Annotated in this window: 19 protein-coding genes; 8 read left to right on the top strand and 11 right to left on the bottom strand. The window is 32.8% G+C overall.

Annotated elements, in window-relative coordinates; all coding sequences use genetic code 11:
• Positions 1 to 28 precede the first annotated feature (28 nt).
• From pilM to ABIN61_02535, 5 genes are read left to right on the top strand one after another with little or no spacing between them, the layout of a single operon-like run.
• A complete protein-coding gene (gene pilM, locus ABIN61_02555; protein MEO0293087.1) occupies positions 29 to 1,066 on the top strand; it encodes a type IV pilus assembly protein PilM in 1,038 nt (345 codons plus the stop codon).
• Positions 1,067 to 1,648 (top strand): PilN domain-containing protein, encoded by a 582-nt coding sequence (locus tag ABIN61_02550; GenBank protein ID MEO0293086.1) that lies wholly within the window; start codon positions 1,067 to 1,069, stop codon positions 1,646 to 1,648. It abuts the gene before it with no gap.
• Complete coding sequence (gene pilO, locus ABIN61_02545; protein MEO0293085.1) at positions 1,645 to 2,205, top strand: type 4a pilus biogenesis protein PilO; 561 nt, start codon at positions 1,645 to 1,647, stop codon at positions 2,203 to 2,205. The genes ABIN61_02550 and pilO overlap by 4 nt, the downstream gene beginning before the upstream one ends.
• Entirely contained in the window at positions 2,195 to 2,758 is a 564-nt protein-coding gene (locus tag ABIN61_02540) for a hypothetical protein (GenBank protein ID MEO0293084.1), read from the top strand. Before pilO ends, ABIN61_02540 begins: the two co-directional genes overlap by 11 nt.
• Positions 2,759 to 2,760: 2 nt before the next feature.
• Entirely contained in the window at positions 2,761 to 4,380 is a 1,620-nt protein-coding gene (locus tag ABIN61_02535) for a secretin N-terminal domain-containing protein (GenBank protein MEO0293083.1), read from the top strand.
• 6 nt (positions 4,381 to 4,386) lie between these two features.
• Here the strand turns inward: ABIN61_02535 and ABIN61_02530 are convergent, their stop codons facing one another.
• The 11 genes from ABIN61_02530 to smpB form a co-directional block, all read right to left on the bottom strand.
• Entirely contained in the window at positions 4,387 to 9,864 is a 5,478-nt protein-coding gene (locus ABIN61_02530; GenBank protein ID MEO0293082.1) for a hypothetical protein, read from the bottom strand.
• On the bottom strand, positions 9,857 to 10,765 hold the full coding sequence (pdxA, locus tag ABIN61_02525; GenBank protein MEO0293081.1) for a 4-hydroxythreonine-4-phosphate dehydrogenase PdxA: 909 nt from the start codon (positions 10,763 to 10,765) through the stop codon (positions 9,857 to 9,859). The genes ABIN61_02530 and pdxA overlap by 8 nt, the downstream gene beginning before the upstream one ends.
• Positions 10,766 to 10,793: 28 nt before the next feature.
• The gene (locus ABIN61_02520; GenBank protein ID MEO0293080.1) at positions 10,794 to 11,903 is read right to left on the bottom strand and encodes a peptidyl-prolyl cis-trans isomerase; all 1,110 of its coding nucleotides are present in this window, start codon (positions 11,901 to 11,903) and stop codon (positions 10,794 to 10,796) included.
• Positions 11,904 to 11,910: 7 nt separating this feature from the next.
• Entirely contained in the window at positions 11,911 to 12,798 is an 888-nt protein-coding gene (locus tag ABIN61_02515; GenBank protein MEO0293079.1) for a peptidylprolyl isomerase, read from the bottom strand.
• 16 nt (positions 12,799 to 12,814) lie between these two features.
• Positions 12,815 to 14,365, bottom strand: coding sequence for a peptidyl-prolyl cis-trans isomerase (locus ABIN61_02510; protein ID MEO0293078.1), 1,551 nt, complete (start codon positions 14,363 to 14,365; stop codon positions 12,815 to 12,817).
• A gap of 108 nt (positions 14,366 to 14,473) precedes the next feature.
• The gene (locus ABIN61_02505; GenBank protein ID MEO0293077.1) at positions 14,474 to 15,943 is read right to left on the bottom strand and encodes a PAS domain S-box protein; all 1,470 of its coding nucleotides are present in this window, start codon (positions 15,941 to 15,943) and stop codon (positions 14,474 to 14,476) included.
• Between the two features lie 100 nt (positions 15,944 to 16,043).
• The gene (locus tag ABIN61_02500; GenBank protein MEO0293076.1) at positions 16,044 to 16,370 is read right to left on the bottom strand and encodes an Hpt domain-containing protein; all 327 of its coding nucleotides are present in this window, start codon (positions 16,368 to 16,370) and stop codon (positions 16,044 to 16,046) included.
• Positions 16,348 to 17,367: a diguanylate cyclase gene (locus ABIN61_02495; protein ID MEO0293075.1), complete on the bottom strand. Its 1,020-nt coding sequence runs from the start codon at positions 17,365 to 17,367 to the stop codon at positions 16,348 to 16,350. The genes ABIN61_02500 and ABIN61_02495 overlap by 23 nt, the downstream gene beginning before the upstream one ends.
• Before the next feature lie 51 nt (positions 17,368 to 17,418).
• Positions 17,419 to 18,228, bottom strand: a complete 810-nt coding sequence (gene murI, locus ABIN61_02490; protein ID MEO0293074.1) for a glutamate racemase — start codon at positions 18,226 to 18,228, stop codon at positions 17,419 to 17,421.
• Entirely contained in the window at positions 18,209 to 19,543 is a 1,335-nt protein-coding gene (locus tag ABIN61_02485) for an N-acetylmuramoyl-L-alanine amidase (protein ID MEO0293073.1), read from the bottom strand. Before ABIN61_02485 ends, murI begins: the two co-directional genes overlap by 20 nt.
• On the bottom strand, positions 19,540 to 19,974 hold the full coding sequence (smpB, locus tag ABIN61_02480; GenBank protein ID MEO0293072.1) for an SsrA-binding protein SmpB: 435 nt from the start codon (positions 19,972 to 19,974) through the stop codon (positions 19,540 to 19,542). The genes ABIN61_02485 and smpB overlap by 4 nt, the downstream gene beginning before the upstream one ends.
• A 40-nt stretch (positions 19,975 to 20,014) precedes the next feature.
• On the opposite strand from smpB, the gene ABIN61_02475 reads away from it, so the two are divergent.
• Genes ABIN61_02475 through ABIN61_02465 form a run of 3 tightly spaced genes read left to right on the top strand, consistent with a single transcriptional unit; the run spans position 20,015 to position 23,290 of the window.
• On the top strand, positions 20,015 to 20,650 hold the full coding sequence (locus ABIN61_02475; GenBank protein ID MEO0293071.1) for a hypothetical protein: 636 nt from the start codon (positions 20,015 to 20,017) through the stop codon (positions 20,648 to 20,650).
• The gene (locus ABIN61_02470) at positions 20,647 to 22,359 is read left to right on the top strand and encodes a hypothetical protein (protein MEO0293070.1); all 1,713 of its coding nucleotides are present in this window, start codon (positions 20,647 to 20,649) and stop codon (positions 22,357 to 22,359) included. Before ABIN61_02475 ends, ABIN61_02470 begins: the two co-directional genes overlap by 4 nt.
• The gene (locus ABIN61_02465; protein ID MEO0293069.1) at positions 22,343 to 23,290 is read left to right on the top strand and encodes a DUF4388 domain-containing protein; all 948 of its coding nucleotides are present in this window, start codon (positions 22,343 to 22,345) and stop codon (positions 23,288 to 23,290) included. Before ABIN61_02470 ends, ABIN61_02465 begins: the two co-directional genes overlap by 17 nt.
• Positions 23,291 to 23,292: the final 2 nt, after the last annotated feature.

Genomic DNA, 23,292 nt, shown 5'->3' with positions numbered 1-23,292 from the left:
TATAATTAAAAAAAGAAGAGAGGTGTTTATGTTCAAAAAGAGTTCAGTGCTATCTATGGATATAGGTAGCCATTCTCTTAAAACAGTAGTAGTAGAAGGAAGTATCAAAAAACCTGTATTAACAAAGTGTAGTATTACCCCATTACCTTCTCATGCCATTGTAGATGGGGAATTAATGGACAGAGAGACAGTAATTGACGCAATAAGGCAAGAACTTGGAAAGCTTGAAATAGATAACAAACAAGTTATTAGTTGCATTTCAGGAAGAGATATAATTGTAAAAAAGATAAAAATGCCAAAAATGAATGAAGTAGAAGCGAGAGAGCAAATAAAGTGGGAAGCTGAGCAATACATTCCTTATGACATTGAAGACATATCCATGGACTTTGAAATAGTAAATCCTAATGCGGGAGAGGATTCTATGGAGGTTATCCTTGTGGGAGCAAAAAAGAGCTCCGTTGAAGCAAGGATAAATCTCTTTAGAGAAGTTGGTCTTGAACCGATTGTCTTAGATATTCCTGCTTTCTCCCTTCAGAACATTTTTGAATTTAACTATACAACAAAACCCAATAAATTAGTAGGACTATTAGATATTGGAGCTCAATCTACTACAATGAGCTTTGTCACAGGTTCCATAAATCATTTTACCCGTTCAATCTCTACAGCTGTAAACAACTTAATTCAAGCCCTTCAGAGAGAAGCAGGAATAGATGGAGAAAGAGCCACTGATATAATACGATCCGGCAAAAAAGAAGAAATTGATCAATACGCATATCAAAACGCTATGGAAAGTTTTCAGGACGATCTAGGAGTTGCTATAGAAAGGGTGTTACCTTATTTACCTGAAGGATTTGAAAGCTTTAGCGAAATTATAATAAGTGGAGGAGGAAGTCTGATACCTGGACTACCAAAGTTCTTAGAAGAACGATTTGGGTGCCACACAGAGGTGATAAATCCATTTATTAATTTTGAATATGACAAAGAATCATCCTTTATTAAAGTTAATTTAGAGAAAGAAGCGCCTGTGCTTGCAATTGCTTTGGGTTTAGCTCTAAGGGGGTTATAAATGATAAAAATAAACCTGATCCCTGAGGAACAACTTAAAAAAGTAAGAGAGGTCAAGTTTAAAAAGCCTACTTTAAAGCTTCCTAAAGCCGATATGTTTCTCTCTGTATTAATTTTAATTCTCACAATAGGGATAGTATTTTTTTTAAACTACCAAAAAGACAAAAAACTTAAAAAATTGGAAGAAGATATTGTTAGAGCAGAACAACAATTAAGAGAACTTGAGAAAGAAAAGAAAATTGTAGAAGAAATAGAACAACAACAAAAGGAACTAAATGAGTGGATAACTATTGTCCAAACTTTAAATAAAGGTCGCTCCCTATACTTCCATGTAATGGACGAATTAAATAGCCTAAAGCCAGAATATATATGGTTCACTTTATTTGAGGAAAACGCTCAGAGATTCAAACTCCAAGGTAAAACTTTTTCTAATTTTATGATATCAAATCTTATGGATAGATTGCAATCCTCTTCTTACTTTGATGAAGTGAAATTAGATGAATTTAAAGAAACCGAAGAGAAAGAATATTCTGTTATTAGCTTTCAACTCTCCGGACTAATTAACCTTGGAGGCGAGAAATGAAAAAGATAAGAGGTTCTGTAATTGTTCTTTTTATTGCAATTTTAATTGGGGTTGGAATGTATTTCACTGTGTTAAAAGAAAAAAACCAGAAAATAGCTATAAAACAAAAAGAGTATAAAGATTTAGAGTTAAAACTCAGCAAAACAATGGCAATCGTTCAGAGGAAGCAAGAAGCAATTAGAAAACACAAAATTATTGCAGCAAGGTGGAATCAAGCACAAAAAATGTTACCAAAAGAAGAGAAAATTTCAGATTTGGTTAAAACTCTTACAGAAAGAGCTACAAAAAACGAAGTAAAAATAAAACATTTCAAACCGGTGAGTAGGACCCAAAAAGAAAAATATAGTGAAATTGTAATACAAATGGAAGTTGAAGGAGGTTACCATAATATAGCAGGATTTATGGCTGAACTAAATAATATGCAAAGGATTGTTAATGTTAGAAATCTGAAACTTTCTCCTATTACTATTAAGGAAGAGAAGGAAGAAAAATTTGCAGTTTCTGCAACTTTTGAACTCCTTACCTATATAACAAAAGGAGGAAAAGTTGAAGGGTAAGAACCTTTTTAAAATTATGGTTATTTTTTTCTTTTTAGTTTTATTAAGCTGTGATAGAGAAAAAGGTAGTATTTTTAATGAAGTGTTAGGAAAGACAGTAAGATTTTTTTCCCCCCCTAAAAACGAATTAAGAACAAAAAATGCAGAAATTTTCAATGTTATAACTTCAGCAAAAGAAGAGAAAAAAGAACAACCTAAAGAAGTGGATAGCACTTTGGTTGATACCTTAAAAGAATTTGACGAAGCTTTAAACTGGGTTAAAGTGTATTACTCAGACAGAGGTAATCCCGATCCTTTTCTTCCTCTAATTATAGGAGGTGAAGGAGAAGAGAAACTCCTAAATGTTGAATTAGCAATTCTCACTGGAATTGTTTGGGTTAAAAACAAATATTTTGCCATCTTAAAAGAAGGAAATAGGGGTTATGTTTTGAAAGAGGGAGACCCTGTAATTGATGGGAGAGTAAGTAAAATTACAGAATCTTCTGTGAGTTTTTTGCTTAGAAAGTTTGGAGAAGAAGTTAAAGTTACTTTATCTTTGAAAGGAGAGAGGTGAATATGTATAAAAAAATCTTTCTTTTGTGTTTATTATTACCATGTTTAACTTTTGCAAATCCAAAGGATCCAGAACTCACAAATATTGAAGTCAGAAAAACTAATGGTTACACAGAAATTCTCTTTACTTTAACCGATTATGCAACATTTTCTGAGTTTACAATGGATCATAAGTTAGTTTTAGACCTTCTTGAGACTACTAGCGCTCTTAGTGGTAATTTTTGGGAAGTAAATAGAGGGGGGGTTGAAAATATTGCTTTGTCTTACATCTCAGCTGCTTCTCTAACAAGGGTAGTTATTCAACGCTCTGATAACTACACCTACGAAATTTCTAATCCAACAGTAAATACAATTTCTATTAAGTTAAATACAAATACTAACGATTTTACCCCTTGGAGCGCTAAAGAAGAAGTAGTTTGGGAAGAACCTAAAAAAGAGGAAGAAGTTCCTCCTATCAAGACCGAACCCTCCCAAGAAACAGTTTCAATGAGATTAGAAAATGCCGATCTTGCGACAACTCTTCGTTCAATAGCTCAGGTTAGCGGAATGAACATAATAATAGGAGATGAAGTAAAGGGAACCATTTCCGTTGAATTGAATGACGTAGAATGGGAAAAAGCAATGGATTTAATCTTAAAAACAAAAGGATATACTTATATTATAGAAAATAATGTGATAAGGGTTGGTTCCCCTGCAACATTTGCAAAAGAAAGAGAAGACATTGAATTGTCACAACCCCTTAAAAGAGGAATTTATGTCCTTGAATTTACAACACCAAAGGAAGTTGAAGGAGCGGTAAAATCCCTACTTTCAAAAAGAGGGACAGTAGAAATAGATACAAGGACAAATTCAATTATTGTAAATGATATCCCCTCAAAGCTAGAAGCTGTAGAAAGTTTAATTAAAGCTCTTGACAAGAAAACACCTCAAGTTGCAATTACATCTAAAATAGTAGATATAGATCAAACAGCAGCCAGAGAATTAGGTTTAGCTTGGGAGGTAACCAATTTAAAAGCAACACCTTTTAATTTGAAAGTGGAGGCAGAACACGTTCTACCTCCAGAGCCAACCGCTGGTGCCTTTATTAATGTAGCGACAGTTCAAGATTGGGGGGCTCTTGCATCAAAACTTATTGCTTTAGAGCAAGCCCAAAAGCTTGAAATTCACTCCAACCCAAGGGTCACAACAGTTAATAATAAAGAAGCCAGAATCTTCGGAGGAAAAAGATTTGCGATAACCGCTCTTGATATTAATGGGCAACCCATAACAAGATGGTATACAGCTGGTATTGAACTAAAGGTTACTCCTCATATAAACGCTGCAGGAGATATTACAATGGATCTCAGTGTTGAGTTAAGCGATGTTGTTCCTGGAACAAATAACACAGTAGTAACAGAAACTCGCTCAGAAACACAAACTCTTGTAAAAGATGGCCAGACAATCGTAATTGGAGGATTCTATACAAAAACTATAACGGAAAGAAAGAGCGGAGTCCCTATATTAAAGAACATTCCTATTATAGGTGCGGCTTTTGGGCACAATCAAAAAGAAGAAAGGAAAAGAGAGGTCCTAATATTTATCACCCCTCATATTGTAGAACCCGAAGTAGGAAAAAATATATAGAAATTTTTAAAAATTTATAATTACGTTAATACCTCCTCCAAATGTAGAAGAAGAGATTTTCAATCTTTCATCAAAATAATTTCTATAGTTAAATAATAACCCTCCTGTTACCATTTCTGAAAAAGAGTAACTCCCATTAATATTAAAATCAACTGTCTTATTATCTGTATTTACGGATTTATTTCCAAGGCTATTGATGTAATAACTTTCATTATCACTAAAATTAAAAGAGGCATTGAGACTTATTGGAGTTTCCCACTTTATTCTCCCCAAAAGAGGAAAAGAAGATCCTGTCTTAGAAGGCCTTATCTGATACGAAAAAGATACTTTTACTCCCTTTGATGTAGTATAACCATTTAAGTTTGAAGGTGGAAAATCTCTTCTTGAAGTATAATTAGGAGAGATTCCAATTCCAAGATCATTTTTAAGACTAAAATTTAGTCCTGGTGTGATTGATAAAGAAGACTTTCCTGAGGAATATGTTTGATCTACAATACTCCTTTCATAAGAAGAATCTTTTGTAACATAAAGAGAGAAAGAAGCTCTTTTTAAATAATTACTAAAATAGGGGATATATTTTTGAATATCTGAAATATCTAAGGATATCTCGGGGAAAGTCAATTTTGAGTTTTTTCTTGCTTCTTGAGGATTTCTCTTCAACTGGAAATCATCAGGTTCATTTTCTGTGAGTCTTCCTTTTATATCTACTTTTATTCTCCATAAAGAAAAACCAGAGGATATAGAATAACTCTTATTAATTTTACCGCCATCTCTATTACTAAAATCTACAAATAAATTTTCTTCCGGATTATCTTCAATCCCATATCTAAATTTGAAATTGGGCTTGGCACTGAGATAAGCAAAACTACCACTTTTACTGAAATTATAAGAAAATTTTAATGGAGAAATGTTACGAGAAATTTTTGAAAGACCTGGAATTTTTTCAAGGAAATTACCCAGCTTTAGGTCGTCATCGAATCTAACAGTCTTTTGCCGAGAACAACTTCTAACATCCAAAGAATCTCCTAAGGATTTTGAATATTCAATCTCATGATTTTGATTAAAGTCTACCTTATAAGTAAGATTTAAATTATTAACTCCAAATTGACTTGAACGATGGGACAAATTAAGATTTTCGGTTAAGAGAGCATCCTGACCTAAATCTTTTAAAGAGAATTTTTGTGAGAAAGCCTCTTTCTCTCTTAGATCATTTTTAAAAGAGATTGAATAATTTGCTTCTATCCATCTTATAGGATTATAAAAAACACTGGCAGAACTTCTAATTTGTTTTGTTATTGGGAGAACTTTTCTTTCATATAAAGAATCCTTATCTTTATAAGAATATTCCGCAGTTTCTTTCCACTCGTAATTAGTCCCAAAATCTAATTTTTTAGGAAGCAAAGAAGAATTCTTGTCCCCAAAAATAGGGAAGGATAACCTTGGTAAATCTAAACTATAATTAGCCGAAAAAGCTGAACTTACAGTTGTATCAGCTCTCTTAAAGGGAGAGAAATTTTCACTTCTTCTATTAGAACCACTCAATTTTAGGTTATCAATTGTATTTCTTAGAAACCAGTTCTTTGATTTGGTCTTCTTTGAGATACTAAAGGTAATATCCCTTCCTTCGGATTTCTCTGCAAGTGAATTTCTTTCCTCTTCATTAAGCAAAACATCAGAGTTTACTCTATAAACAGGAATTCTCTTTGCTTCTCTTAAATTTACTGTAATAGGACAATTAACTATATCCCCCAAAAAATTCCCTATATTAGCTGTTAACCCAAACCCTTGAGAAAAATCTTCTCTATCTCCTAAACTTCTTAATTCAGACAGATTACTCTTATAATTTGAAGACTGCTTACTTATTTGGTATGATACATTAGGGAGAAGATCCCCGCAATTGCCAGATAAAGAAAGATTTATTAAATCACCCCTTCTTTTATCTGCTCCGGTTAAAATTATATCATCTATTAAAACTTCTCCTTTTACATCTGTAGACCCCTTATTTAATACACCCAACTGAAGGTAAGAAATATTTTTAAGAGAAGGATTCCCTTTAAGAGAATATTCTCCTCTTCTAGTTTCATTATTAGCCTTTAACTCTGTAAATTTATCAAAATTAACCCAAAGAGTATCCCAATCGCCTTTTTGAGAAATGTTTGTAGTGTATTGATAATAATTAGCAGAATCTGTAGCAAGCCTAATAAAAACCAAAATAGAATCAGGAGAATCCCCAATAAATTTTGTATAAAAGTTTAAATTTTTGTATAAACGGAAATCATATCCTTCTCCATAACTTTGAACATCTAACTCAAGATATTTCTCAATAAGACAATAATTGTTTGGTTTTAAAAAATCTATCTTAAAAGATAAAGATTGCTCTCTCTCATAAGTATTCATCCCATAAATTGGCTCCATCTCGACAGGAGAGACATATCCTGGGTCCTCTCTTGTATTTCTATACCCAACTATAAAACTTCCACCCTCAGGGTTTAATGAATCGCTAAGAGCAAAATGAACCCCTTTATTTAACCATTCGTTACCAACTGCCTCTATTTTGGCTATTGTAATTCTTGTATTTTCCCTAAATCCTCTAAGCCATATTCTTGTATAAACAATGTTATCAAAAGAAGGATTCCCTATTTTTTCGTAACAAGAGGAATCCCTTAGGGGTATTATAAAAACCTTCCACCCATTGAGGCCTTCTTTTGACAAGTATTTTTGAGAGGAAAGATCTATCTTATATCTAAAGTAATCATTATTTTTTTCAAGGATAAAATCTCCATTAAGATCTTCTGAGTCCAATCGACCATTCCCTTCCTTATTATGGCTTTTTAAAGAATCTTTAAAACTTCCTCCTTTACCATAATAATCATCTACCCCTTCATCATATAAAGTATCTGGTCTATAAAACCAATTTTCATCATTCATCCTAACACCATCAAGCCCACAATCTTCTTCTGCCTGCAAAAGCCCATCTCCATTTTTGTCTTCTTTATCTAAAATTCCATTTGGTTGGATTAAAGAATCCAAACCACTAGAACTTTTACCCCATCTTGGGGCATCCTCTGCCATTCTTGATCCCATTTCAAATATGAACTCTCCTCCATCTCCTTTAATCCATATCTCAAGAAAATCCTTTTTGGAGAAATTCTGCGCTCGGGTAAAAGCCTGCATAATTCCACCCCAGCTTTCAACGTTTTTAGGTTGGAAATAAAGAACCAAAACACTAGTCCGATTTTCACTAAAAGAAGCTTCAGAATAAGCAGGAAATATCCTACTATAATAATAATATCTATCGGTAAACCAGTCTATCTTGCAAATATTATTTATATTATTTCCATTAGGGACGCTACTATAAGACCATCTAAAATCCTCCAGCCCAATATTCAAAGAAAGATTAATTGATTCCATATCATCCAGATAACTTTTTCCATTGGAGGCAGGATTAGGTAAGGAAAAACCATAGTTTCCATTTATTGCAAATCCAGATTTGCTCTTATCATCCACAAAAGGCATTTTACTAAAGAAATCACTTAAGAACTCAGGCTCTTTTCTAAGAGAAAAATCAAGTTTCCCTGAAGCAATGTTTGAAGGCTCCTTACCTACCACGGGACGGAAAACACCTTTATCTGATCTAGAAAGAAACTGAAGATCAAAATTCAACTTCCCATCTTTGATAAAATTAGATTGAAGATTTAGCTTACTCCTATATTGGGACTTAAACGAGAGTAAAGGTTGACTTTTAAAAGAATACCGAATCTTAGCATCCGGCGGTAACACTAATCCTTCTTTAAGTTCTACTTCACCTGTATAATAATTTATTGTATAATCTATCCCTTTTTGTAAAGTTCTACCTCCTTCCACAGTCAATACTTCTGAGCCTTCAACTATAGGTTTCATTCCTTTCAAAGTAAAGGACCTTATAGAAGAAGTTGTTGTAATTACTATTTTATATTTTTTACCTATCTCTGGGAATAAATCAATTGATTTTCTATAAATTTCTGGAACAGTATCACTCCCCAACTCAGGATTTAAGAAAGGATAAGGCTCTGGAAAGATAATACAACCATCCTCCCAAAGAACCTGATTTGGATCTATCAATCCCTTTGATTTATTAATTCCAAGAATTTGGGCATATGGTATCCCTTTATCATTAGTCTCCTCATCATTCCCACCAGAAATAATTTTGTAAATATCAACCCTAAGATTGAAAGGCCCTTCTTCCCCTTTCCCAAAACTATACACATTCCGCATTCTAAGCCACCACGATGGATCGGAAGGTGTTGGATTTGGAGATCTTAGCTGATAAAGTGTAAGAGATTCAATTCTTTTAGGATCCGTAGGATCTCTTTTAATTCCCCCAAGCGTGTCTATTTTACCTGTTGAATCTGCATAAATGATATATACTCCCAATCTTGTCCTTCCATCTATTATTTTGCCTAAGTTTATTATACGAAAATAAGGTAATCTTCTTCTCTTTCCAGAAATTAATAATTCTCTAAGTTCGTAATCTTTACCTTTCTCAAGCTCTAAAAAACGAGCCTCTCCAATATATTCTCCATTAAATTCAAACAAAGATGTGGGTATTCCACTAAAATCACCTCCCACACTAGCAAAAAGACCATATTCTATTATGGAATCTGGAATAATTTTGAGCCCAGTATAATAAAATCCATCTACGTAATCTCTCTCATTACGAATGATTGTCTGAGAACTTACGCTTACGTAATCGCTCCCAGAAACCTCGTCAGTTTCAAGTTTTCCAATATTTAAGTCAAAAGTTGTTGAACCAAACTGACCTCTTGTTGAAATGCCAAATAATTTATCTCCACCCATACTTCCAACATCACCTAAATGTAGTTCTTGAATTATCTCATCCTCAATCTCTGTATCCATTCCGCTTCTTCCTCCATACCATATTTTTAGGTCATTCTCCTGCTCAGACCGTTCAGAATCGTGATCGATCTCCACATTTAATTTAGTTCCTATTGTTCCATCTACATTTGCCTTAAGTCTCTGCTCAAGGATAATCTGAGGATATGAGTATGAAGGAAGTGCTTCCTGAAAAGAGTAAGTATTTTTCGTTTGCTCTAATCTTAAATCTATTGATTGAGAACCCTTAACTTTTATCTCCCCTCCCTCTCCCAATATATAAGAAAGCCCTCTCGGCATCTTCAACTCAAGTTCAATGTCCGGAATTAACCCCTCTTCTCTTTTAACTTTAGAACTCTTTCGGAGACTTTTTTTTATTTCTCCATAAAGTAGGATACCAAATTTCTCTTCTAAGAGTTTTTCCCCCCATAAACTAAAACTTTCCCCTCCTTCCGAATATAAATAATAACCGTTATAATAATAATTAGCAAGAATAACATCTCTAATCAAAATAGGAGCCTCAGAGACTTCATTTCTATAATATCTATAATATAGCTCATCCGAAAATTTAGAAATATTAACGTAGGAGGTTAAGAAAAGAAGCTCAAACATCTGCTATCTTCAAAGCTAATTTTATAGCTTCTTTCATACTCCCGGGATTAGCCACTCCTTTCCCAGCTATATCAAAAGCTGTTCCATGATCAGGAGAGGTTCGAGGAATCGGAAGCCCTAAGGTAATATTTACCCCTTTACCATAACTCTTTAATTTAAATGGAATCATCCCTTGATCATGATAAAGAGCAACTGTGCAGTCCTTTCTCTGAGAAATCCAATACGTATCGGAGGGAAAAGGACCTTCTATATTAACTCCTTCCATCCTCAATTCTTCTATCGCAGGTTTTATCACCTCCTCCTCTTCCCTCCCAAAAAGACCTTCATCCCCTTTATGTGGATTTAAGGCAAGAACTCCAAAAGATGGATTCTCTAAACCCCAATAAAGTTTAAGATATTTATAAGCCAATTTTGTCTTTTTTATAATTTTTTCTTTCGAAAGAGTTAGAGAAACAGAAGATAAAGGGATATGGGTGGTGACAAATACTATCTTCATCTCCTCAGAAACCATCATCATCGCAAAATCTTCGCAAGAAAAATTTCTTGCAAGAATTTCTGTATGTCCAGGATAATCAAAGCCTGCAAGTTGAAGAGCTTTCTTATTTATAGGAGCTGTTACAATTGCATTACACATTCCATTTTTTACAGCTTTTATTGCTTCCATTATGGAGTTATAAGCAACTTCTCCATTATTTGGATTAATCTCCCCTATAAAAAAATCACCCTTAATATTCCATATTTCAGCGTTCTTAGGAATCTTTAGGCTTAACTTTTTTGAATAATATTCCAAGGCTCTCTCATTCCCAAAAAGGATAAAGCGCCCTTCTTTAAAATTAGAAAGAGCTTTGAGAGTAACCTCAATACCAATTCCTCCTGGATCCCCTAAGGTTATTCCAATCATTGCTCAGAACAAAATATATATATTCAATTTATAATTTCTTTACAAAAACGTGTTTTTTTTCTTCCTCAATAATCTTACTTAAAAGTTTTAACATTTTTTTCTGGATAAGCAAACTAGTTAGTTTATCCTTTATCTCTGAAAATTCTGGGACTTTACTTTCTTCTTTTTTGACAATCTTAAAAAGATAAAACTTACTTCCTTCCAATATTGGTTTACTCACTTCTCCAGGTTTAAGAGCATCAATTATTGAAAAAAGCTCCGGAGTAAGAGCTTTGAGGGGGATAGGCCCCATACTTTCTATTTCATAAGGAAAGGTAGTATCTCCTTTTTCCCATTTTTCTTTTATCTTAAGAGCTTCTCTTTCTCTTCTTCTGATTTCTTCTTCTTTTAGTTTAACCTCCACTAATATCTGCGAGAGAATTAAATTTATTCCATCTTTTCCTTCTAATCTTATAATATGATAGCCCCGAGGAGACTCAAATATTTCCGCTTCTCCTTCCTCAAGTTTAAGAACCTGAGCAAAATAGATTGGAATATCTTGAGGAGTAAAACTTCCTATTCTTCCCCCATAAGGAACTGTAGCAAAATCATCAGAATATTTCTTTACAAGTAAAGAGAAATCCATTCCTTTTATGTACTCATCTAAGATTCGTTTCGCCTTTTTAAGAAAAATGTCATTCTCGGGAGATAAAACAGGAATTTGTAATCTTTGAAAAACAACAGTTTCCGGCATCCTTAAAGAATCTTTATAAGTGTTGTAAAAATTGTGCACCTCTCCGGGAGAGATTTTCAACTTTTCTCTAAACTTTGAAGAGACCAGTTTATTAGAATAAGCCTGGGCTTTTAGTTGTTCAGTATAAACCTTATCAAGATATTCATCTCTAAGAATAAAACTAAGGGATGGATTATTCAGCAACATTTCATCCTTCATTTTTGCAATTTCTTCATCACTTACTTTTAAAGTATCAGCCTCTGCTATCCGAAGAATAATTTTATCATTTATAAGTTTTTCAAGCAAAACCTGAGAACTAATCCCCGGATAAAAGACAGAAATATATCTCAGTTCCTCTCGAGTTATTACCTCTCTATCAACAACACAAGCTATTCCATCAAAGGCAAAAAACAAAAATAAAATCATTACATATTTACTTCAAAGATTCACTTTTTTCCTCTTTTGGTAAAACTGATGGAACGCCCAGCTCTTCCTCTAAAACTTCAGGAAATACCTCATAAGGATAGATCTTCCTTAAAGAATCTGATAATTTCTCTATTCTCGTTTGAATTTTTTCAATTCTTAACTTAGAGATTATAGTATTGGCAACTTTCTCATATTCTACAGGAATTTCTTTCCTTGAATGCAATTTTATTATATCATAATTAAACTCTGTCTCTAAAACAGGGGATATTTCCCCTGGTTTCTTAAGAGAGAAAGCTGCTCTTTCAAAAAGAGGATAATTAGAAAGTTCTCCCATTCTAAAAGTTCCAAGATATCCTCCATTTGAAGAAGACTCTCCATCGGTAGAATATTTCTTTGCAAGCTCTGCAAAATTCTTTCCAGATTTAAGTTCTGAAAGAATCTTTTCTGCTTTTTCTCTTGAATTGGAAGATATATGAGATATCTCTATCACAGTGCTAAATTCTTCTTTATGCTTCTCAAAATAAGCTCTTGCCTCAAGCTCAGAAACAAATTGTTCTTTCTCTAACAAATCTTGTAAGTAACTCGTCGTAACCAATTGTTTCTTAATCCTATCTATCCTTTTCTGGATTTCTGGTCTCTTATGCACTCCTTTTTTCAAAGCTTCTCTATATATAATCTCATTATTAACCCAATTTTCAATTAATGCTTTTCTATAATTCTTAGGAGCTTGTATAAGAAGTTGAGGAGGGTATATTTCTATAAAGTCATCCACTGTTAGATAAGTTTTCCCCACTTTAGCAACAATTTTTTCTCTTTGCCCTTTATCCTTTTTGCAACTCTCGATAGAAAAAAGACACCCAACAATTATTACAACTAATCCAATCTTTCTTAACATAATTTCCTCCCTTCATTTAGAGAAAGATCTTAACACCTATACGTTCTTTATTTCGTTCAAAAAACTCATTCTCTATTTCTTCTGCTTTTTGTTTTCTGTAGTCATATGCTACAGTTCCTTTTACTTTTGAATATTCTTGAATATAACTTTCTTTTATATCTGTAACTTTTATAATTGCCCAACCTTTCTCCGTCTTAAAAGGTTTAGAAATCTCTCCTTTTTTAAGAAGAAAGGCCACTTCTCCAAGATCTTTATACTTCCTTCCAATATAACCTACCTCCCCTCCTCTCTTCTTCCCAATACCAATAGACCTTTCTTTGGCGAGAACTTCAAACTTCGCGCCTCTTAAAAGCTTTCTTCTTATTTCTTGGGCTTCTTTTTCCTCTTGAACCTCAATTAAATATACCTTCCTTTTCTCCTCAACTCTATATTTTTCTTTATTCGCTTCATAAAAAGTCTTTAATTCATCGTCATTTTCTGTAATTACACTCAAAATCTCCTTTCTTCTAAAAAAATCTACCGTAGAATTCATAAGACTTCTATTATAATTTTCAATAAGGTAAGGATCTCTATGAGCCCCAAGCCTCTTAGAGAAAACAACAAGAAACTCATTTCGAATACAATCCGCTATAAAATCTGCAACCACTTTTTCACTATTTATCAAAGCAATATCTATCTTCCCAGCATTTATATCCTCTATTAGATCATTTATTGTGTATTCTCCAAGAGCACTTCTCGCTAAAACAACTTTTAATTCTTCCTCTCCCCAAGCTGTTTTCCTAAATAAAACTTCTCTACCAAGAGATTCTACTTTCTCCCAAAGAAAAGAAAGCCCTTTAGAATTAATTTTTGTATTCACAAGCCATTCAATTAGTCTTCTTAACCTGGAAGAAAAAATGGATGCTTTCTCTCTTGAGACTTCTCCTTTTATTTTCGGTCCTGAAATTTCTCCTCTAATTTTACCTCTATCAAAAACATTATGTTGTTGAACATCAATTACCTTTATTATATTCCAGAAACTCGCATATTTTATGGGAAATGAAACCTCTCCTTTCTTTAAATTAAAAATCTTTCTAATAGTAACAGGTAAAAATGGAGAATATTTTAGAGGTTCTTTTATTTCACCTTTAGCTTCCTTCAATTCCGGAATAGAAGAATATTTCTCAGCTACACTCCCAAAATCCTTTCCCACCATAATTTCTAAATAAGCCTTAAGAGCGTTAGAGAACTTATCTGTTTGGATAAGTTGAATCTTCAACTCCTTACCAGAATTTATATAATGGACTACACATTCATAAGGTGTTGGTTCTGCACGTCTTGTAATTCTTTCTCTAAAAGTCTTTCTAATAACTTCTCTATTAAATCTCTCCTCTACATTTGCCCGCACAGAATCATCATAACCTTTTTCTTTTGCAAGAAAAAAGAGAACAAGATCCCTTACATATTTCTCAATAGTTTTCCCTTCCGGAATATCCTTCATAAAAACTTCCTGGCTTCCCACTATTGCCACTGGCTTTTCCTTTGGCTTAGAAGAAAAAAGTCCTAGTAAAATTAAAATAAACACCATAAAATCCCTCCTGGATTTTTTTATGATAACATATGTTATATTTTACATAAGTCAAGAGGTAACTTAAAATAAAAGACGAACGAGCTAAAGAAAAGTTCCTTATCTACCTCAAAAGCTACATTTTTCAATTAAATCTTTATCAAATACGCTTATCTCCTTAAACTTAAATCCATTTTCAAAAAGTTTTATACAAATCTCTACTATTTCAGGATCGTAAAGCTCTCCTTTGTTTTTCTCAATCTCATTTAGAACAATTTCAATATTATAAGGACTTCTATAAGGCCTTCTTGAACTCATTGCTTCTACAACATCAGCAACCCCTATAATTCTCGCCTCAATCATAATATCTTTTCCTTTAAGCCCATAAGGGTATCCAGATCCATCCATCCTCTCATGATGTTGCGACACTATTTTTGCTACAGGACCTGGAAAATTTACAGATTTTAATATCTCATAACCTGCCTGAGCGTGATTTCTTACAAGAGCCATTTCATATTCGCTAAGATTAACAGGCTTATTTAAAATTTCTGCTGGGACATGGATCTTTCCAATATCGTGAAGAGCACTAGCAATTTTAAGAATATTTAATTGGTCATTGGTAAGATTTTTTTCTTTCCCTATAGCAATCGCAAGTTGAGTAACTCTTCTTTGGTGCCCTGCTGTAAAATGGTCTCTTTTCTCTACAGTTTCCGAAAGGGCTGCAACCGTTCCGGATAAGATTTCTGTTAGTTTGCATACACTGTTTTTAAGCTCAATCTCTGCTCTTTTCCTTTCTCTTATATCATTATATATGGCAAAAACCCCGATAATTTTCCCTTCTTCACTTATAGGACCTCCGCTAATATGAACATCTATTAACTCACCGTTCTTCCCTTTCATTACAGTATCTGGTTTTTTTATTTCTCCTCTTAACAACTTTTGCGAAAAAGCCTGCATTTCTTCTCTAAGATTCTTAGGAAATATTAAATCTTGAATGTATTTTCCCTTGACTTCTTCAAAGGAATACTTAAATAATTCATGGAAACTTTTATTAATCTGTAAAACTCTATCATCTACATCAAGTAAAGCTATTGCAACTGGAGAATTATCAAACAAAGATTTAAAATAATTTTTCTGAATTTTTAATTCTTCTTCCGCCTTCTTTTTGTCTGTCACATCAATAGCTGAAGTAAGAACAGCAGGGCCTCCCCTAAAATCTTCTAAATGTTTACTCCCACAAGCAATCCACCTTTCTCCCCCATCTTTCCTTATAATTTTAACCTCATAATAAGAAGGAACTTTTTCTCCTTTAAGATGTTTTAAACCTCTTGCCTTAAAAAGATCTTGAAATTCAGGATGAACAAAATCCCAGAAGTTCATTTTAAGTAATTCCCTACAAGAATAACCAGAAAAATCTTCGGCTGTTTTGTTAACATAAATAAATTTCTTTCTGTGGACAAAAATTAATAAAGGAGCATTATCCGCTATTATTTTGTTATACTTATCTATTTTTACATCTTCTTGGGATTCATAGGGGCGAGAACCTTCTTTTGATAATTTTCTACTTTTTCGAGGGTTTTTCCCCCTCTTTCTTTCCATAAGAATCCCCCTTTCTTAAATATATAGGATTTCTCTAATATTATATTATAGAAATTCTATATATAAAGTCAAGGGGCTAAAAATAAAAAACTCAAATTTTTCAACTTTGTTGATCGCTTACAAATTCAACATTATCTAAATAATTTTTCATTTCTTCTAAACTGTTCTTAATTTTTACAATATCTTTATTTCTTGCAGACTCTTCAATAACCCCTCCAACTTCGGATAGTTTTTCAAATCCATATGTAGCTCCTGAACCTTTTATGCTATGCCCAATCCTTTCTATTGTCTTAAAATCTTCCTTCTCTAAGGAGCTTTCTATTGTTTTTATATCCCTTTCTCTATTTTCAATAAAGTTGGGGATTAGTTTCATCGCATATTCTGGAACATAAACTTTAATTTTCTTACTTCTTTTCTCTTCCTCCACTTCTTTTAACCTCCTTTTTACTCTTCGCTATTTTTATACAATTCCGACCAGATCGTTTTGCTTGATAAAGAGCTTTATCAACCTCTTCAACAAATCTATTTGGTTTTCCTTTTCTTGTAGGAATTGTTGTTGCAATTCCTATGCTTATTGTAACATTTTTATTTATTTTTGAAGCTTTATGAGCAATCTTTAATTTTTCCGTTTCCCTTAAAAATCTACTTGCTACTTCAAAAGCTCCTCTTTCATCCGTCTCAGGAAGAACTGCGATGAATTCTTCTCCTCCATATCTACATAGAAAATCCCTCGGTCTTTTCAATAAACTACTCATATGAAAAGCGAGCTTTTTAAGGCACTCATCCCCATTTAAATGCCCATATGTATCATTATAAGCTTTAAAGTAATCAATGTCAAACATAATAAGTGATATTGGAGTTTTAGCCCTAATAGCGTGCCTCCATTCCCTACGAAAGAATTCCTCAAAATACCGACGATTTGGAATAGAGGTTAGTCCATCAAGGTAAGACATTTGTTTTAACTTCTTATTCGCTTCATCTAACTTTTTTGTGATTTCGAGTAGTTCCTGTTCTCTCTTTTTTCTTTTTTCTATCTCTTCCTTAAGTTTCAAAGCTAACCGAACTCGAGAAATAAGTTCTATTTTATTTATCGGTTTTGTTATGTAATCATTTGCCCCCACCTCAAAAGATGCCTGAAGATGAGCATCATCCTTTTGCCCTGTAACCATTATTATTGGTATTTCTCCCAGTTCTTCATCTGCCTTTATAATTCTACAGGCTTCAAGCCCATCTACTTTGGGCATTCTTATATCCATTAGAATAAGATCTATTTTTTTTCTTTTCTTCTTTTCTTTTATTCCAAGAATATCAAAAGCTTCTTCTGCAGTTTCTGCTAGATATATACTGACTTGCTCCTCACCGCTTAGGATTCTTTTAAGCAGCAATAACTCATCCCTTGAATCATCCACAATTAAAATATTCATTTATTAAAAAATATTTATTTTTACAAAAATGTAAAGAGGAGAAGATAATACCTAATTCTCTACATTTACAAGATGAATCTTCCTTGGATAAGTTCCTAAGAAATTCTTTATTATCTTTCTAAAGTCTCTTGGAATATCAGAAAAATATAAGGAAAGCGAGTTTCTTCCAAATCCGATTAAATTATTATTCTCTAAAAATTTCTTTAAAAAGATAGCCACTTCTTTCCCAGGTTCAATTATATCAACTTTCTCGCCGATAATTTTTTTTATAGTAGGATAAAGCAAAGGATAATGAGTACAAGCGAGGATTAAAGCCTCTATATTGTTATCTAAAAGAGGAGCAAGATACTCCTCAGCAACAAGCTCTGGAACTTTCCCAGAAAACCAACCCTCTTCTACAAGAGGAACAAAAAGGGGACAAGCTTTAGAGTATATTTTTATCCCTTTTAATTTATTCTTTAACACTCTTTCAAATGTTTTACTTGTGATTGTAGCCTGGGTTCCAATTATTCCGATTTTCTTGTATGATTTTTCTAAAATATTATTTATTCCAGGACCAATCATTCCTATGATTGGAATTGAAGTCTCTTTTCTTAGTTCCTCTAAGGCATTTGAAGAAACAGAAAAACACGCTGCAACAATTACTTTCACATTAAACCTTTGGAGGAACTTAACATCTTCTCTTGCAAATCGTAAAATTGTTTCTTTAGACTTTGTCCCATATGGAACTCTTGCACTATCTCCAAAATAAATAATCGCTTCTTTGGGGAGAACTTTCCTGATTTCTTTTACGACAGTAAGCCCTCCAATCCCAGAATCAAAAACTCCAATAGGTCTTTCTTTATGTTCGAGATTTTGCATAAGCTTCTATTCCTTCTGCAATTGCTTCGGAAATTCCTTTAATAAAATTTTCATTTAATAACCTTCCTCTATCAGAAGAATTCGTGATAAAAGCAATTTCTACTAAAACCGCAGGCATAAAATTCAAGCGAAGGACATAAAAATTCGCTTGTTTCACTCCCCTATTATAAAGCCCTGTCTTATGAACCATACTTTCCTGAATACAAATAGCAGCCTGCTGCGATTCTTCTAAAAATTGAGTTTGAGCAAGATCGTTTAAAATATAATCAAGTTCCGAGATCCCTCCACCTTCTTTCACCTCAAATCTAATTGCTGAGTTTTCAGTCGCTTCTACAGTTCTTGCCCAATCGCTCCTTGCAGCTGAAAGAAAGTAAGTTTCTGCTCCCTCCATTTCTCTCTTATAAGGAGCTGCGTTGCAATGGATTGATACAAAAAGATCCGCCCTAACCGAATCGGCAAATCTTGTTCTCGTCTTCAAGGGAAGAAAAACATCCTCCGTTCTTGTCATTATTACATTAAACCCCTTATTCTTTAGTTTTTCGTAAAGTTCTTTCCCCACTTTTAAAACAATATCCTTTTCTTTTATATCTTTATAAGTAGCTCCTGGATCCTCTCCCCCATGTCCAGGGTCTATCACAATAGTTCTTATTCTTCTCTCTACAAAAGTTTTTGCTCTCAATTTCAATAAAGAACCTTCTCTAATAGAATCTATCGTAACATTCCTTTCTGTTTTAAGGCGAATCTTTACAAAACCGCTGCCTTCTTCAAGTTTTATCTCTTTTATTAGCCCATTAGGAGTAAGATCAAAGACGTTTTTATTATAAATAGGGTCAAAAATTACTAAAACCCATTCCTCTCCAACTCTATTAAATAAAGTTTTTAAATTAGAGGAACACTCAATAGTATAGACAGTCTCCGAAGAAGAAACATCCCATTTAGTTTTGTAAATGTTGGCCTTACTTCCAACCTCAAGCACCTCACCCGTGAACTTCACTTCCATATCTGTTAAACTTCCCAAAATAAAAGAAAGAGAAGAAATAGGAATGAACAACTCCTTTCCTTCCCTTATAGGGGGGGCTTCTAATTGATAAATCTCTTCATTTACTTTCACAAAAGGATTATCCGGCATAATATAAACGACTTTTTCTCTCTGAATAGATAAAATCTGTGTATTGGGATCCTCGAAATAAGAAAACTTAAGTTCCTCAAGCAAAGAGGAACTTTTAACATATTTATTTCCCCTAATTATGTATTCCTTAAAAGTATATACATCCCCAGAAAGATTAATACTTAAAGAAAGAATAAGAAAAATCATAAGTATCTTCTAATCTCTCTTTTCTGTTCTCTTTCAATCAATTTGTCCCTTTTTTCATATTTTTTCTTTCCTTTAGCAAGCGCTAAATTGACTTTTACCAATCCATTTTTGAAATATAACTCAAGAGGCACCAAAGTAAGACCTTTTGTTTTCAATTTACTTTCAATCCTTCTTATTTCACTTTTATGCAATAGAAGTTTTCTGTCTCTCTTAGGATCTAATTCAACACGAGATTTCTCATAAGGAGAAATATGCATATTGAAAAGAAAAAGTTCACCTTGAACAATTTGGGCAAAAGAATCAGTTAAACTAACCTTTCCTTCTCTAATAGATTTCACCTCAGAGCCCTTCAATACAATACCCGCCTCATACGTTTCTATAACGTGGTAATCAAAATTTGCTCTTCTATTTTTCACAATTGTTTTTACCATATTGACTTATTCTCCTTCTTCAATATAATTTCTTTAGAAAATGAAAAATTTTATCTTTTTTCTTATAATAATATCATTTTTAAATTGTGCAAGACAAGTTGTTAAAAACCAAAAGGAGGGGGAATCCCTTTTAGAAAACATATATAAATGGCAAGACAAAGTAAAAAGGAAAATGGGAACAGGAGAAATGATTGTTTCGGAGTCAAACAATCGTTTCTCCTCCTATTTTTCTTTTGAATATGATGTAGAAAGCAAAACTTTAAAAGGAGAATTGTTAGGATCATTCGGAATGGTCATTGGCTCTTTCTATTTCTCTTCTGATTCTATCTCTATGAAAGACAAAGAGAACCGTGAGGTAAAAGAAGAAATCTTTTCTCTTTTAGAAGAAAACCCTGAGCTTTCCTTACCGAGATTTTTAATGTGGGATATTCCGATTTCTTCAAACCCTGAGGTAATCCCTTTAGAAAAGGGATGGATTTTAGCGGAAGGCGACTTAGAAGTTTTCGTTTCGCAAGATTTAAAACCAATAAAAGTTGTGTTAAATAAAAATGGTAAAATTTCAATCAATTATTCGGATTTTCTTACAGAAAAAGGAATTCTTTCTCCAGGAAAGGTAGAGGCAAAAACAGAAAATAAAAACCTTTTAATAGAGTTTAGAAAGATTCAAATAGAATGATCCTTTTTATTCTTTTAGGAGTTCAAGATACCATTAACATTTTAAAAGAACCCTTTTCTTCTTATGAAGATTCTCTTTCAACAATTTCTTCTACTAATCAACTTTACAAAATTGATTCTATTTTACTCTCAAGAGGGCTATTTGAAAAAAGCAAATCTGTAGAAGAAAAACTTATAAATATTATAAAAGATAACAGTGACTACTTGAACCCTTCTCTTGCAAAAAAATATTTTAAATTAGGTATTACAGACTTAAAAAAAGGAGAAATAGAAAAAGGCGAAAGAGAACTAATTTTCGCTTCAGAATTGGACCCCTCAAACAGGAAGATTCCTTTAGCACTTGCAAAATTGCATTATCCAAAAATAGGTAAGATGCTGGATTTCCTACAAAAATATTTTTTAACCTTCAAATTCCTTCATAATAAGATCTTCTTAATCAAAAGCTTAATATTTTTCTTTGTTGTTTGGTTTTTATGGCTTTTAATAGCAATTTTTGTGGCAAGTTTTGTTTACTCTCTTAGTTATATTATGAAGTGGTTTCAAATAAAATTTAACATAAGTGGATTATGGACTATAGCTATATTCTTGGCTTTATTTGTATGGCTTCCTTTGCGATATATTCTTCTTATTTTAGTAGTATTTTCTCTTTTTAAAATGAGTAAATCTAATCTAATTAAAGCAGGTTTAATCTTAATCTGTCTTTCCTTCCTTTTTTCCTATTCTTATTTAATCAGTAATAATTATAAACCTACAGGACCTGTTTATAGAGAACTTAAAGCCAGATATATCCCTAATAGCTCATTCCTACAAGACCCTGTGACTCCTTATGGGTATTTGGTGAAAGGGATAGAATCTGCGAAAAAAGGGGATTTCTCAAAAGCTATTTCTCTATTAGAGGAAGGTTATAAATTAAAAAAAGACATAAGTTACTTAGAAAATCTCTGCTCCGTTCATTATACAATAGGAGACACTTCCTCTGCCATTAAGTTGTGCGAAAGCATTCTAACCCATCATCCTAAAAGTGAAATAGCAAATATTGTAATAATCAAGATTCTTCTTGACAAACTTGAACTTGACAAAGCCACAGAATATATAAATAAAAGTGGAATAAAGATTTCGGGAACCTCTTTAAGAAATAATAAGCCCCCATTTAAATATCCCCCAGATAGATGGCTTTATGAATACGTGTTTTTACCTCGAGGAATAATTATAAAATTAATTGATAACAAATTATATTTTATAACAATTATAGGAGTGGCTCTTTTCCTTGTAGGAGTTTTTAAGAAATATAAAGAAAATTATTGCTCAATTTGCAAAAGTTTTATTATGAAGGATAGCAAGGATAATGTTTGTGTTTTATGTGCAAAAAAACTCTCCACAACGAGTTCTAAAAGTATAAGGGAAAGAGTAAAAACAAGAATATCGAAGAGAGCAACAAATATTGACAAAGCAACCAACATCCTGATGAATTTGGTTATTCCCGGAAGTGCACATTTTTACAAAAATAAAAATATTGAAGGAATAATAATTGGAGCAATTATGGGTTTGTTTTTTTCTATATATATCTACTCAATTCTCTACCAGCCGGAGGAAGCTCTTCAATACAAAACTTCAATAGGAAACAATATTCTAAAAATTTCCCTATTTTTGACCTATTCTTTGGTAATATTATCAAGTTGGAGGTTAAGGCCTTATGGAAATGGAAGGTAGTATTCAGGAATTTTCTGTCCCAGAGATCTTACAATTTTTATCCTTACATGAAGCTGACGGAGTTTTAAAACTCAAATCTGGTAAAGAAGAAGTTCACTTTGGATTTAAGAAAGGAAAAATTACAGATGCTATTCATAAAGGGGAGCAACTTTTTCATTCTATAAGCGAATATATTAAAAGAACAGGGTTAATTCCTCCAAATACATTCAAAGAGTATTCTGAAAGGGCTACAGAGTTAGGAATTTCTATCTTAGAAGTAATTGAAAAATCTGGAGATCTATCCAAGAAAGACATTGAAAATATAATAGCTTTTAAAATTCAAGAAACAACTTGTGAAGTTTTAACTTGGAATACTGGAAAATATACTTTTGAGGCAGGTAAAAAATTATACGAAAATTCTCCTTTCTCTATAGAAATAGAACCTAATAACCTGGTTATGGAGGGAATGCGAAGGATAGATGAATGGCCTCTAATTATAAAAGCCTTACCTGATGAAAACGTAATCCTTAGAAAACTCGATAAACCAGAGATTGACATTGAACTCAAAGAAGATGAAAAAACCGTTCTATCAAAAATTCCTGAAGAAGGGATTTCTTTAAAGGAGCTGGTAGAAATATCAGGTGTAGGAAAGTTTAGAACTTATAATTCAGCTTACAGGCTTTCTGAAATTGGAATAATAGAGAAGGTTGAATCTGTTGGGGAACCCATAAAGAAGAAAGAGAAAATCTCTATTAAAAAGAAACCCATTGAAATTGTTAAAACTTTAAAAGGCGTTATCCTTTATATATTTATTTTTATTAACGTTTTTTTCCTCTTCAAGTTTAGATTAAATGAAATTAAAAACAATATAGAAAATCTGTTAGAGTTTTTAAAAGAGTCAACTTATAAAACAGAAACCATACTCCCTATAGCTGAGGGAGAAAAAAACTAAAA

The organism is candidate division WOR-3 bacterium (assembly GCA_039804165.1).
GTDB lineage: Bacteria > Hydrothermota > UBA3072 > UBA3072 > UBA3072 > JAFGHJ01.
Note: the sequence above shows the minus strand (reverse complement) of the source record. Positions and strands in the feature narration are given on the sequence as shown.

Coding starts and splice junctions, on each gene's coding strand:
- pilM (MEO0293087.1), top strand. CDS start 29: ATGTTCAAAAAGAGTTCAGTGCTATCTATGGATATAGGTAGCCATTCT.
- ABIN61_02550 (MEO0293086.1), top strand. CDS start 1,067: ATGATAAAAATAAACCTGATCCCTGAGGAACAACTTAAAAAAGTAAGA.
- pilO (MEO0293085.1), top strand. CDS start 1,645: ATGAAAAAGATAAGAGGTTCTGTAATTGTTCTTTTTATTGCAATTTTA.
- ABIN61_02535 (MEO0293083.1), top strand. CDS start 2,761: ATGTATAAAAAAATCTTTCTTTTGTGTTTATTATTACCATGTTTAACT.
- ABIN61_02530 (MEO0293082.1), bottom strand. CDS start 9,864: ATGTTTGAGCTTCTTTTCTTAACCTCCTACGTTAATATTTCTAAATTT.
- pdxA (MEO0293081.1), bottom strand. CDS start 10,765: ATGATTGGAATAACCTTAGGGGATCCAGGAGGAATTGGTATTGAGGTT.
- ABIN61_02520 (MEO0293080.1), bottom strand. CDS start 11,903: ATGATTTTATTTTTGTTTTTTGCCTTTGATGGAATAGCTTGTGTTGTT.
- ABIN61_02515 (MEO0293079.1), bottom strand. CDS start 12,798: ATGTTAAGAAAGATTGGATTAGTTGTAATAATTGTTGGGTGTCTTTTT.
- ABIN61_02510 (MEO0293078.1), bottom strand. CDS start 14,365: ATGGTGTTTATTTTAATTTTACTAGGACTTTTTTCTTCTAAGCCAAAG.
- ABIN61_02505 (MEO0293077.1), bottom strand. CDS start 15,943: ATGGAAAGAAAGAGGGGGAAAAACCCTCGAAAAAGTAGAAAATTATCA.
- ABIN61_02495 (MEO0293075.1), bottom strand. CDS start 17,367: ATGAATATTTTAATTGTGGATGATTCAAGGGATGAGTTATTGCTGCTT.
- murI (MEO0293074.1), bottom strand. CDS start 18,228: ATGCAAAATCTCGAACATAAAGAAAGACCTATTGGAGTTTTTGATTCT.
- ABIN61_02485 (MEO0293073.1), bottom strand. CDS start 19,543: ATGATTTTTCTTATTCTTTCTTTAAGTATTAATCTTTCTGGGGATGTA.
- smpB (MEO0293072.1), bottom strand. CDS start 19,974: ATGGTAAAAACAATTGTGAAAAATAGAAGAGCAAATTTTGATTACCAC.
- ABIN61_02475 (MEO0293071.1), top strand. CDS start 20,015: ATGAAAAATTTTATCTTTTTTCTTATAATAATATCATTTTTAAATTGT.
- ABIN61_02470 (MEO0293070.1), top strand. CDS start 20,647: ATGATCCTTTTTATTCTTTTAGGAGTTCAAGATACCATTAACATTTTA.
- ABIN61_02465 (MEO0293069.1), top strand. CDS start 22,343: ATGGAAATGGAAGGTAGTATTCAGGAATTTTCTGTCCCAGAGATCTTA.